Consider the following 12,401-nt stretch of genomic DNA (forward strand, 5'->3'; position numbering starts at 1 on the left):
ACCCTCTCGTTGATCATGAAGTTGTTGTCGCCTGTGTCGGCGTGGCGCGACAACAACTTCATGATCAACGAGAGGGTGGGGTGGGTGTGGGGTGGGTTACAGGGGGAGGTGGGGGGCGGGGGTTATTACTGGCGAGTAGCATCGGGGAAACGCCAGTGCTGGCGACCTTTGTCCGGTGCGTCGTGCGCCTCGGGCGACACGGACCGGATCGTGGTCGAATAGGAGGCTCATCGTGCCCCGTGAAGTCCGGGATGTCGTCTTCGTCGACGGTGTCCGCACCCCCTTCGGCAAGGCGGGTGGCATGTACGCCAACACCCGCGCCGACGACCTGGTGATCCGCTGCATCCGCGAGCTGCTGCGCCGTAACCCGCAACTGCCGCCGGAGCGGGTCGAGGAGGTGGCGATCGCCGCCACCACCCAGATCGGCGACCAGGGCCTGACCATCGGCCGCACCGCCGCGCTGCTGGCGGGCCTGCCCAAGACCGTGCCGGGTTTCGCCATCGACCGGATGTGTGCCGGGGCGATGACCGCCGTGACCACCGTCGCCAGCGGTATCGCCGTGGGCGCGTACGACGTCGCGATCGCCGGTGGCGTCGAGCACATGGGCCGGCACCCGATGGGTGAGGGCGTCGACCCGAACCCGCGCATCATCGCCGAGAAGCTCGTCGACCCGTCCGCGCTGGTGATGGGCTCCACCGCGGAGAACCTGCACGACCGGGTTCCGCACATCACCAAGCAGCGCACCGACGCGTTCGCGCTCGCCTCGCAGCAGAAGACCGCGAAGGCGTACGCCAACGGCAAGCTCCAGGACGACCTGGTGCCGGTGGCGATCCGCGACGAGGAGAACGGCTGGGGCCTGGCCACGGTGGACGAGGCGCCCCGGGACACCTCGATGGAGAAGCTCGCCACCCTCAAGACGCCGTTCCGCCCGCACGGCAAGGTCACCGCGGGCAACGCCGCCGGACTCAACGACGGCGCCACCGCCAGCCTGCTCGCCGACGAGGCCACCGCCCGCGAGTTGGGCCTGCCGGTGGCGATGCGGCTGGTGTCGTACGGCTTCGTCGGCGTCGAGCCGGAGGTGATGGGGGTCGGCCCGATCCCGTCGACCGAGAAGGCGCTGCGCATCGCCGGCCTGACCATCGACGACATCGGCCTGTTCGAGCTGAACGAGGCGTTCGCCGTGCAGGTGCTCGCCTTCCTCGACCACTTCGGCATCGCCGACGACGACCCCCGGGTCAACCCGTGGGGCGGCGCGATCGCCATCGGTCACCCGCTCGCCTCCTCCGGCGTACGGCTGATGACCCAGCTCGCCCGGCAGTTCGCCGAGCACCCGGAGGTCCGCTACGGCCTCACCGCCATGTGCATCGGCATCGGCATGGGCGGCACGGTCATCTGGGAGAACCCGCACTGGACCGCGCAGGAGGGTGGAGACAAGTGAGCCTCACCGCACCGAACGAGGTCGTCACCAGGGCGCTGCTGCGGCAGGTGAACGTGCCGGGGCTGGACCGGCCGGCCGCCCTGATCACCCTCGACAACGGGTTCGACCACACCAAGCCGAACACCTTCGGCCCCGGCGGCCTGACCAGCCTGGACGAGGCGATCAGCGCCGCACTGGCGGCCGACCCGGCGTTCATCGCGGTCACCGGCAAGCCGTACATCTTCTGCGTCGGCGCGGACATCACCGGTCTGCCGCAGCTCGCGGACCGCGAGCAGGCGCTGGAGATCGGCCGGCTGGGTCACCGGGTCTTCGCCCGGCTCAAGGACAGCTCCGTGCCGACCTTCGCCTTCGTCAACGGCGCGGCGATGGGCGGCGGTCTGGAGCTGGCCCTGCACTGCCACTACCGGACCCTGTCGGCCGGCGCGGCGGCGCTGGCGCTGCCGGAGGTCTCCCTCGGGCTGATCCCGGGCTGGGGCGGCACCCAGCTGCTGCCGAACCTGATCGGCATCCCCGCCGCCACCCAGGTGATCATCCAGAACCCGCTGATGCAGAACAAGATGCTCAAGCCGAAGCAGGCCGCCGAGCTGGGCATCGCCGACGTGCTGCTGGAGCCGGCCGACTTCCTGGAGCGGTCCCTGGAGTGGGCCGCCGGGGTCGTCCGGGGCCAGGTCGAGGTGACCCGGCCCGAGGTCGACAAGGACATGTGGGCCGGCGTGCTCTACTTCGCCCGGCAGACGCTGGACCAGCGGCTGCACGGCGCTGTCCCGGCCGCGTACCAGGCGCTCGATCTGCTGGAGACGGCCAAGGACGCCGACTTCGCCACCGGCACCGCCGCGGAGGACGAGGCCCTGGCCGACCTGGTCTTCTCCGAGGAACTGCGCAGCGGGCTGTACGCCTTCGACCTGGTGCAGCGGCGGGCCAAGCGGCCGGCCGGCGCGCCGGACAAGGGCCTGGCCCGCCCGGTGACGAAGGTCGGCATCGTCGGTGCCGGCCTGATGGCGAGCCAGTTGGCGCTGCTGTTCGCCCGCCGCCTCCAGGTGCCGGTCGTGCTGACCGACCTGGACCAGGCGCGGGTGGACAAGGGTGTGGGCTACGTGCACACCCAGATCGAGAAGGCGGTCAGCAAGGGCCGGATGGACAAGGGCACCGCCGCGAAGTTGTACGGCCTGGTGTCCGGCTCGGTCGACAAGTCCGTCTTCGCTGATGCCGACCTCGTCATCGAGGCGGTCTTCGAGGACCTGAACGTCAAGAAGCAGGTCTGGGCCGAGCTGGAGAAGATCGTCAAGCCGGAGGCGGTGCTCGCCACCAACACCTCGTCGCTGTCGATCACCGAGATGGCGGCGGAGTTGGAGCACCCGGAGCGGGTCGTCGGCTTCCACTTCTTCAACCCGGTCGCGGTGCTGCCGCTGCTGGAGATCGTCCGGGGCGAGCGGACCGACGACGCCACGCTGGCCACCGCGTTCGCGGTCGGCAAGCAGCTCAAGAAGTCGAGTGTGCTGGTGAAGGACGCTCCGGCGTTCGTGGTGAACCGGCTGCTCACCCGCTTCCTGGGTACCGTGTTTGCCGCCGTCGACGCCGGCACCCCGCTGGAGGTGGCGAACCGGGCGCTGGACCCGCTGGGTCTTCCGATGCGCCCGCTCGCGCTGCTCCAGCTGGTCGGGCCGGCCGTCGCGTACCACGTGGGCGGCACCCTGCACGCCGCGTTCCCGGACCGGTTCGGGGTGAGTGAGAACCTCAAGCGGATCGCCGACTCCGGTCAGCCGATCGTCGTCGACGACGAGATCAACGCCGAGGTGGCGAAGCTGCTGGTGGTCGGCGACCAGCCGCTCACCGAGGAGCAGGTACGCCAGAACGCGCTGGACGCGCTGGCGCAGGAGATCCGGCTGATGCTGGACGAGGGCGTCGTCGCCGAGGCGCAGGACATCGACCTGTGCATGATCCTCGGTGCCGGTTGGCCGTTCCACCTGGGCGGCGTCACGCCGTACCTGGACCGGACCGGCACCAGCGAGCGGGTCACCGGCAGGCGGTTCCTACCGCGCGGCGCGGCCAGCCTGGCCGGCTGAGCGGCGACGAACGACACCGGTCGCGGTGGTCACCCGACGAGGGTGACCACCGCGAATCGTTCACTCGTGGTGCTGCTGGTGGGGGTGCGACACCTGGCTACGATGACCGATCCACCCGAACCCAGGAGCTGACCGCATGTCCTACCCCCCGGACGAGCACCAGAACCCGCCGGCCACCGGACCGTACCCGCCCTCCGGCGCGTACCCGGCCCCGGGTGCGTACCCCCAGCCGGGCCAGGCGCCGTACCCGCCGGCCGGCGCCCAGCCGGCCGGGCCGCCGCAGCCCGGCGGCCAACCGGTGCCCGGCGGCTACCCCCCGCCCGGCGCCTACCCGGCACCCGGCCAGCCGTACCCAACCGGTTCAGGGTTCCCCGGCCCGGGGCCGGCTGGTCCGGGATTCGCTCCTCCGGGGCTCGCCGGTGCAGGGCCGGTCGGTCCGCCGAAGAAGAAGTCCCGGGTCGGGCTGATCGTGCTGATCGTTCTCGCGGTCCTGCTGGTGCTCTGCGGCGGCGGTGGCGCTGCCGTCTGGTTCGCGGTCAAGGACGACGTCAGCGAGGCCGTGGACGCGACCCGGACCCGGATGGTGGCCCCGGACACCCTGGCCGGCCGGCCCAAGAACACGGACCCGGAGTTGCAGCAGGCGGCCGACGACATGGTCAGCGAAATCCGCTCGACGGTGAGCAACGAGACAAGCGCGGTAGGCGCCTTCTACGGTGACCCGGCCGCCGACGACCTCGTCATGATCGCAGGCGCGTCCGGCCTGATGTCCGACCCGAAGCAGGAACTCGACGCGGCGGTCCAGGGCCTCTCCGCCGACCTGGACCTCAGCAACATGACCTCGGTCGATCCAGGTCCGCTCGGCGGTGAGGCCAGCTGCGGCGACGGCCTGACCGAGGGCGTGCCGCTGGGTGTCTGCACCTGGGCCGACCGGGGCAGCGTCGGCCTGATCGTGATGTTCTTCTCGTCCCGGGCCGACGCCCAGGCCGAGTTCGTCACCATCCGCGGCCAGGTCGAGCAGCGCGACTGATCACGACCGGCAACAGGGCGGCGGCGGAGACCCCGCCGGCCCTGTTGCCGGCCGTTTCGCGTCGCGTGGAGGCCGACAGGTGCGTCAGGAGGCGGACGTGTCGTAGTCGTCGCGGTGCGCGAGAACCTCGCCCATGTGGGCCTGAGCCCAGTACCTGATCTCGCGTGTCGTGCGGTGGAGCGAGAGACCGAGGTCGGTCAGCTCGTAGGTGACGGTGACCGGGACGGTCGGCGTGACGGTACGGGTGAGCAGGCCGTCACGTTCCAGCGAACGCAGGCTCTGGGTCAGCATCTTCTGACTGACGCCGGCCAGCAGGCGAGAAAGCTCGGAGTAGCGCATCGCTCTCGGCGCTCCCGGACCCTGCGGCGCCGCGTCACCGCCCAGCGCGCACAGGATCAGCACGACCCACTTGTCCGAGATCCGGTCGAGCAACTGGCGGCTGGGACACACCGCGAGGAACGCGTTGTACTCCTCCTTGGCCTGCGCCTGCCGCTGAGCCGCCTTCATCGTCGTCACTGAGCGCCCCTCTTGTTGCTGGGTAGGTTACGCACTTCGAAGTGCCTACTTCCCGTTGGAGAGTTTCTCTCCAAGACTGAGCCAGGCAAGCGAAACTCGCCACCCTGACACCAGCGACGGAAGCGACACGATGAGCACTCCTCCTTCCCTTCCCGGCGGCACCTCGCTGCTCGGCGACAAGACCGTCACCCGGTTCGGGTACGGTGCCATGCAACTCGCCGGGCCGTGGGTGATGGGGCCACCCGCCGACCGCGACGGCGCCCTGGCCGTGCTGCGCGAAGCCGTCGACCGGGGCATCACCCACATCGACACGAGCGACGCCTACGGGCCGCACGTCACCAACGAGCTGATCCGCGAAGCACTGCACCCCTATCCGGAGTCGCTGCTCATCGCCACCAAGGTGGGGGCGGACCGCGACGCACAGGGTGGCTGGCCGACGGCCCGTCGACCCGATGACCTGCGCAGGCAGGTCCACCAGAACCTGCGCTCCCTCGGGGTCGACACCCTCGGTCTGGTCAACATGCGGATGGGTGACGCCGAAGGCCCGCAGCCCGGCTCGATCACCGAGGCGTTCGAGACGCTCGCCGCGCTCCAGCAGGAGGGCCTGATCCGTCACCTCGGCGTCAGCAACGTCACCGCCGAGCAGGTCACCGAGGCGCGGGCGGTCGCCCCGGTGGTGTGCGTGCAGAACCTGTACAACCTCGCCCACCGCCACGACGACGACCTCGTCGATCAGCTCGCCGCCGACGGCATCGCCTACGTGCCGTTCTTCCCGCTCGGCGGCTTCTCGCCGGTGCAGTCCGAGGCACTGTCGGCCGTCGCCGCCCGGTCGGGCTCGACACCGATGTCCGTCGCGCTCGCCTGGTTGTTGCAGCGCTCACCGAACATCCTGCTGATTCCCGGTACGTCGAAGGTGGCACACCTGCGGGAGAACATCGTCGGCGCGGGGCTCTCGTTGTCCGCCGAGGACGTCGCCACGCTGGACGGCATCGGCCGCTGACCGTACGCAGGACTGACATCGGAGCGGCGGGGTGCCGCCGCTCCGATGTCGCGGCGTCGCTTCGCTCAGCCGTCCGTCCCGGTTCCTTCCGCCGCCGCCTGGGCCGCCGCCTTCTCGGCGGCGCTGCGCAGTACGCAGAACTCGTTGCCCTCCGGGTCGGCGAGCACCACCCAACCGGCACCGGTCGGACCGATGTGGTCGGCGATGTGCCGGGCCCCGATGCCGAGCAGCCGCTCGACCTCCTCGTCCCGGGTCCGGTCGGTCGGCTCCAGGTCGAGGTGCAGCCGGTTCTTCACCGTCTTGCCCTCGGGCACCGCCAGGAACAGCACCTCCGGGCCGCCCGGCGGCAGCAGCATGGCCTCCGGGTCACCCGGGAAGTCGTCCGGCTGGCGGGGGCACTCGAACACCTGGGCCCAGAAACCGGCCAGGGCGTACGTGTCGTGACAGTCGATTCCGATGTTGTGGATCCGTGCGCTCATGCTCGTCCTCGTGGTCTTCGCCACCGGCGTCGCGGCCCTGTCGGCTACCGGCCGACGGACCGCCGGGACCGGCGAGCCTACGAGAGGCGCGGCACGGCACGGCGGGGTCGGAGGCGGCCCTGCGGGCACGGACGTCGGGGCAATCGGAACTGGCGTGTCTGGTCCGCTGAGTAGCGGGACAGCGATCCCGCTACCGGTGCCCCGCGAGGATGAGCGATCAGCCGGCAGGGCGGGGCGCGGACAGCATCATGGTGAACATCGACGCACCCCCTCCTTGATCGGGCTGACCCGGAGATCTTCGCACCATGATGCTCCCGGGAGCAACCCGTACCGGCATCAGCATGGCCATCTGTCGGTGCGAAGAGCCCGGACCTCACCTTCCGTGTCTAACAAGCCGGCCTCCCGATGTGGTGTCCCGCTCCTTTGCTCTGCTTCAACCAACGCAACGATTGCACTCAGTGTCCATGCGCGGCCGACGGTTGAATCTCGCCGCCGCGTTACCGCTGTTCAGGCACCCGTGCGTGGGGTGAAGCAGAGCAAAGGGCGCGGGGTGGCATAGGCACCCCCGGTGAGTTGGTCACGCAGTGTCAGAAGCACGGAGAGTTATCCACCGAATGACGGTGGGCCTACCGGAATCGGCTCATCGCCGACGCCGAGCACCGCCGCATCCTGACGGTCGGGCTCCCGTTGCGGCCGCAGAGCGCCGACGGCGGTCATCGAATGGCGGACCCTGCCGCCGGCAGGCTGACGGTCACCTCCAGGCCGCCGCCGGGCTGCGCGATGGCGGTCACCGTGCCGCAGTGCGCGTCGCAGACCGCGCGCACGATGGACAGGCCGAGGCCCGACCCGCGTGCCCCGGTCCGCTCCCGGCCGCCCCGCCGGAAGGGCTCGAACAACCCCGGCACGTCGGCCGGGTCGACCTCGAAGCCGGTGTTGCCGACCACCAGCCAGGACCGCTGCCCGTCCGAGCCGGTGCGCACCCAGAGCCGCCCGTGCAGGTGGTTGTAGCGGACCGCGTTCTCGATCAGGTTGCCGGCCAACCGGTCGAGCAGCCCGGGATCGCCCACCACCGGCGCCGGCTCCAACGACGTCTGAACCGCAAGCTTGATCCGCTCCACCTCCCGGCGTACGGCGGAGAGCGCGTTGACGGTGCCGGCGGCCAGGTCGAACTCGCTGCGCCGGCCGAGCCGTTGGCCGGTCCGCGCCTCGCTGCGGGCCAGCACCAGCAGCGCGTCGACCAGCCCGTTGGCGCGTTCGGAGGCGTCGCGGACCACGGTCGCCATCCGGCGGTACTCGGCCGCGTCCGCCTCGTCGTCGCTGAGCGTCACGTCGATCTCGGTACGCATCACCGCCAGTGGCGTACGCAGTTCGTGCGAGGCGTTGGCCACGAACCGTTTCTGCGCCTCGAACGCGGCGGCGATCCGGTCCAGCATGGCGTCGAACGTGTCGGCCAGCTCGGCCACCTCGTCGTCCGCCCCGGAGTAGCCGATCCGCTGGTCCAGCGTGGTCTCGCCGAGCCGGCGGGCGGTGGCGGTGACCTGGTGCAGCGGGCGCAGCGCGCGCCCGGCGACCGCGTACGCCCCGACCACGCCGACCAGGCCGATCGCGAGCAGCGCGGCCAGCCCCTTGGCCAGCAGTTCCCCGGAGGCCGCGTCGACGAGCCGCTGTTGCCAGGCGGCGGCTTCCAGGGTGCTCCCGTCGGCGAGCACCACGGTGGTTCCGGGCAGCAGCTCGTCGGTGGGGCGCAGCGCGTCGCGCACCAGCAGCCAGGCCAGCAGCACCAGGATCGCGCCGGCACCGACCAGCAGTACGCCGTTGAGCAGGGTCAGCCGCAGCCGCAGCGTGGGGCGCAGCCGTACGGAGGGCCGCCGCAGGGCGGGGCGTCGCGGCACTGGTAGCCGGCGGCGCGCCGCGCCCGTCACTGCACCACCTCGGCCGTCCGGTAGCCGGCACCGACCACGGTCTCGATCAGCGGTGGGTCACCCAGCTTGCGCCGCAGCGTCATCACGGTCACCCGGACGATCGTGGTGAACGGGTCGGTGTTGGCGTCCCAGACCCGTTCCAGCAGTTCCTCGCTGGAGACCACGGCACCCCGGGCCTTGAGCAGCTCGCAGAGCACACCGAACTCCTTGTTGGTCAGCTCCACCGGCACCCCGGCCCGGGTGGCGGTGCGGCGGGCCGGGTCGACCACCAGGTCGGCGACCTCCAGCACCGGCGGGGCCGCCGGGGTGGCCCGTCGGCCCAGCGCCTGCACCCGGGCGACCAGCTCGTCGAAGGCGAACGGCTTCGGCAGATAGTCGTCGGCGCCGAGTTCCAACCCCTCGACCCGGTCGGCGACCGTGCCGCTGGCGGTCAACATCAGCACCCGGGTCAGTTCGCCGGACGCGGCCAGCTCCGCGCAGATCTGGTCGCCGTGCCGGCCGGGCAGGTCACGGTCAAGCACCACCACGTCGTACCGGGTCACGAAGGCCATCTCGTGGCCGCTGTCGCCGTCGTACGCGACGTCCACTGCCATGCCCCGTTTGCGAAGTCCTCGCGCTATCGCGTCGGCGAGGTTGCGCTCGTCCTCGACCACAAGTACCCGCATGCCCGCCTCTTCTCCGCCCGCCGACCACCGACAACGTAGCGCCGCCGACCAAGCCGGCCGCAGCGGGACAGGGTCAGCCGGGCAGTTGCCAGATGCCGTAGCTACCGTCGAACCGGCGGCAGCCGACGAGGTCGTACCGGCTCTGGCAGTCTCCGCCGGCATCGCGCAGCAGGTCGAGCCGGCGGGCCGGTGCGCCCGTGGGATCGAGTCGGGCCAGTACCAGCCCCACCTCGGGCACCGTACGCACCACGAGCACCTGCGGCGCGTACTCGTAGCGGGCCACCATGTTCCACGAGCCGTGCTCGGTCAGGGTGGCACCGGTGTCCAGGTCGATCGTCACCATCTCGTTGGTGTTCCGGGCCACCGCGAGGGCGTTGTGGTCATCGACCAGCACGATGTCGAGGATCTCCTCGCTGCCCCAGCGCACCGCACCGGTGGTCGGGTCGAGGACCTGCAACCCGCCGCCGGCCAGTCCGGCGCAGAGCAGTGGCCCGCAGTCGGTCACGTAGGTCGCCGTCGACACGGTCACCTGCCAACGCTGGACCAGATCGTCGACGGTGAGCGCGGTGACGGTGTTGGAGTTGCGTACCACCGCCACGAGTTCGCCGGTCACCCACGCCTGCTGGTAGCTGCCCGCGTGGTCGGCGGGCGGGGGAAGTCGGTGCCGTACCGTCCCGGTCATCGGGTCGATCACCTGGACCTCCCCGTCGAGCGTGGCCACCACGATGGCGTCGAGCCCGCCGTCGTCCCGTTGCCGGTAGTCGACGCTGGCCGCCGACAACGGCATGGACCACAGTTCGCGGGCGGTCGCCAGGTCGATCATCCGCAGGGCGTTCGGCGCGCGGTCGCTGTAGGTGCGCAGCAACGCCTTGCCGGGCAGTTCGAGGACGGCGATGCCGGGCACCCGCCAGCGTTCCTGGCCGGTGTGCACGTCGAGTCGCACGGTCTCGCTGGTGCCGGTGTCCTGCCGCCCCATGGCGACCAGGAGCCCGGCGTCGGCGACCGGCTGCACCCGGTAGACCCGGTTGCCCGACGGTACGGGCACCCGCCACAGCGGTGTCAGCCGCTGCGGTTCGACGGTGCGACGATCGGGCCGTGGATAGGCGAGCAGTTCCTGGCTACCGTCGGTGACACCGGGCAGTGGGGAGATGGTGAAGACCTGATCGGCGGCGATGAACAGGTCGCTGCCCAGGGTGGCGGGCACGATGGCGTGGATCCGCCCGGCCGGCGGTGTGCCACCCGCCAGAGTCAGCAGCGCGACAAGTGCCACCACGACGACGGCCACCCGGTGGCCACGCAATCCGGGTCGCCGGCGCAGCGCTGGCGGATCGGTCGGCTCGGTCAGCTCACCGAGGTCGATCAACGTCACGCCTGTCCTCCCCTGACACACACCAGACGCGCGGCGGGCGGACGGGGTTCCGCCTGTACGATGGCCCGTCGTGGCCGTGCCGGTGGTGAATTCCTCGCTGAACCCCGTCTCCGAGACCGTCGAGACGCGATCAACGACAACACGTCCCCGGCGGCGGCCGACACGCGCCGACGTGCTGGCCATCGGAGCCTACGTGCTGCTCGGCGTCGTCGTCTGCCTGAACTACTGGGCGGACGTGAACAACCGGGTCTCGTCGCACCTGCCCACCGACCACAGCTGGTTCGAGTGGCTCTTCACGCACGGTGCGTACTCGGCACAGCACCTGGAGAATCCGCTCTTCACCGCCCGGCAGAACGCCCCGGACGGGGTGAACATGATGGCCAACACCTCGCTGCTCGGGGTGACCCTGCCGTTGGCGCCGCTGACCATACTGCTGGGCCCCCAGGTGGTGTACGCGCTCTACCTGGGTGGGGCGTTGGCCGCCACCGCCGGCACCTCGTACTGGATGCTGTCGCGGCATCTGGTGCGCTCCCGGGCGGCGGCCTTCGTCGGTGGCGCGTTCCTCGGCTTCGCCCCGGGCATCGTGCACCACGCCAACGGTCAGCCCAACTTCGTCTCCAACTTCCTGCTGCCACTGATCGTGGTGCGGGTGTTCCGGTTGGTCGAGGCGGGCCGGTGGCGGCGCAACGGGCTGGTGCTGGGGCTGCTGGTCGCGTACCAGATCTTCATCAACGAGGAGATGCTGCTGCTCACGGCGATGGCCTGCCTGGTCGTCGTGATCGCGTACGCGGCGATGCGTCCGCGCGTGGCGTGGGCACGGGCCGGCACGTTCGCGGCCGGGCTCGGCCTCGGCGGTGGGGTGGCACTGCTGCTGGCCGCCTACCCGATCTGGTTCCAGTTCAACGGCCCGCAGTCCTACCGTGGGCTCCAGGGTGGGGTGTTCCACAGCTGGGGCGAGGACGTCGTCGCCTTCGTCACCTTCCCCCGCGACACCATCGCCGGCACCGAGGCGGTGGAGGCGACAATCGGCATGACCGAACAGAACACCTGGTTCGGCTGGCCGCTGGTGCTGCTGTCGGTGGTGGCCCTGGTCCTGCTGGTCCGCCGCTCGCTGGTGGCCCGGATCCTGGCCGTGCTGGTGGTGGTCTTCTCGGTCGCCGCGCTCGGCCCGGAGATCCGGTTCAACGGCGAGCTGACCGGAATCGCCGGCCCGTGGTCGTACATTCCGGCTGATCTGCCGCTGGTCGAGATGATGATGCCGACCCGGTTGACCCTGGTGACCACCGCCGCGCTCGGCGTACTGCTGGCACTGGCCTGGGACGCGGTGGCCCGCAGCCACCGACCGCCGGTGCCGGCTCCGCGCGCACCGGAGGGGGTGGCGCCGACCCGGCGGCGTCCCCGCTGGCAGCACCTCGTCGGGTACGCCGCGATCAGCCTCGCTTTGCTGCCGCTGCTGCCCCGGCCGCTGCCGGCCGAGCCGGTCGACCCGCCGCCGACCTTCATCACCTCCGGCGCCTGGCGACCGTACGTGCCGGACGGTCGCACGCTGGTGCCGGTGCCCATTCCCAGCAACGTGCACGGCCTGTCCACGCTGCGGTGGAGCGCGTTGACCGGGCACGAGTTCCCGATCCCGGCCGGCTACTTCATCGGCCCGAACGAGGACGGCGAGGGCGTCTTCGGCGCCCCGAACCGGCCCACCAGCACCCTGATCTACCAGACCATGGACGCCGGTGAGCTGCCCGAGATCAGTGACGAGAACCGTCGGCAGGCGGTGGAGGATCTGCGCTTCTGGCGGGCGTCGGTGGTGGTGCTCGGCGCGCATCCCCGCGAGCCGGTGCTGCGGGAACTGCTGACCGCGCTGCTCGGCGACCCGCAGCGCGTCGACGACGTCTGGCTCTGGGACGTACGCGACCGGGTGTGAC

General features: G+C 71.0%; 10 protein-coding genes. 5 read left to right on the forward strand and 5 right to left on the reverse strand.

The window, feature by feature from the left end:
* Positions 1-232: 232 nt before the first annotated feature.
* The 3 genes from KBX00_RS27155 (at position 233) to KBX00_RS27165 (ending at position 4,528) form a co-directional block, all read left to right on the forward strand.
* Positions 233-1,438 carry a thiolase family protein gene (locus tag KBX00_RS27155; protein ID WP_210830908.1) on the forward strand — a complete coding sequence of 402 codons (1,206 nt, stop codon included), beginning with the start codon at positions 233-235 and terminating at the stop codon, positions 1,436-1,438.
* Positions 1,435-3,501, forward strand: coding sequence for a 3-hydroxyacyl-CoA dehydrogenase NAD-binding domain-containing protein (locus KBX00_RS27160; RefSeq protein ID WP_210830909.1), 2,067 nt, complete (start codon positions 1,435-1,437; stop codon positions 3,499-3,501). The genes KBX00_RS27155 and KBX00_RS27160 overlap by 4 nt, the downstream gene beginning before the upstream one ends.
* 136 nt (positions 3,502-3,637) lie before the next feature.
* Positions 3,638-4,528 (forward strand): hypothetical protein, encoded by an 891-nt coding sequence (locus KBX00_RS27165; RefSeq protein ID WP_210830910.1) that lies wholly within the window; start codon positions 3,638-3,640, stop codon positions 4,526-4,528.
* 84 nt (positions 4,529-4,612) lie between these two features.
* Here the strand turns inward: KBX00_RS27165 and KBX00_RS27170 are convergent, their stop codons facing one another.
* Complete coding sequence (locus KBX00_RS27170; RefSeq protein WP_210830911.1) at positions 4,613-5,044, reverse strand: helix-turn-helix domain-containing protein; 432 nt, start codon at positions 5,042-5,044, stop codon at positions 4,613-4,615.
* A 130-nt stretch (positions 5,045-5,174) separates the two neighbouring features.
* Here KBX00_RS27170 and KBX00_RS27175 point away from each other — a divergent pair, with 130 nt between their 5' ends.
* Entirely contained in the window at positions 5,175-6,044 is an 870-nt protein-coding gene (locus tag KBX00_RS27175) for an aldo/keto reductase family oxidoreductase (protein ID WP_210830912.1), read from the forward strand.
* A gap of 65 nt (positions 6,045-6,109) precedes the next feature.
* On the opposite strand, the gene KBX00_RS27180 is transcribed toward KBX00_RS27175, so the two are convergent.
* The 4 genes from KBX00_RS27180 to KBX00_RS27195 form a co-directional block, all read right to left on the reverse strand.
* On the reverse strand, positions 6,110-6,523 hold the full coding sequence (locus KBX00_RS27180; RefSeq protein WP_210830913.1) for a VOC family protein: 414 nt from the start codon (positions 6,521-6,523) through the stop codon (positions 6,110-6,112).
* A 713-nt stretch (positions 6,524-7,236) separates the two neighbouring features.
* Complete coding sequence (locus KBX00_RS27185) at positions 7,237-8,397, reverse strand: cell wall metabolism sensor histidine kinase WalK (protein WP_210830936.1); 1,161 nt, start codon at positions 8,395-8,397, stop codon at positions 7,237-7,239.
* A 44-nt stretch (positions 8,398-8,441) separates the two neighbouring features.
* Complete coding sequence (locus KBX00_RS27190; RefSeq protein WP_210830914.1) at positions 8,442-9,110, reverse strand: response regulator transcription factor; 669 nt, start codon at positions 9,108-9,110, stop codon at positions 8,442-8,444.
* Between the two features lie 73 nt (positions 9,111-9,183).
* Positions 9,184-10,479 carry a PQQ-binding-like beta-propeller repeat protein gene (locus KBX00_RS27195; protein WP_210830915.1) on the reverse strand — a complete coding sequence of 432 codons (1,296 nt, stop codon included), beginning with the start codon at positions 10,477-10,479 and terminating at the stop codon, positions 9,184-9,186.
* Positions 10,480-10,549: 70 nt separating this feature from the next.
* On the opposite strand from KBX00_RS27195, the gene KBX00_RS27200 reads away from it, so the two are divergent.
* Positions 10,550-12,400 carry a hypothetical protein gene (locus KBX00_RS27200; RefSeq protein WP_210830916.1) on the forward strand — a complete coding sequence of 617 codons (1,851 nt, stop codon included), beginning with the start codon at positions 10,550-10,552 and terminating at the stop codon, positions 12,398-12,400.
* Position 12,401 lies beyond the last annotated feature (1 nt).

The sequence above is a fragment of the Micromonospora sp. C95 genome (genome assembly GCF_018070465.1).
Taxonomy (GTDB): domain Bacteria; phylum Actinomycetota; class Actinomycetes; order Mycobacteriales; family Micromonosporaceae; genus Micromonospora.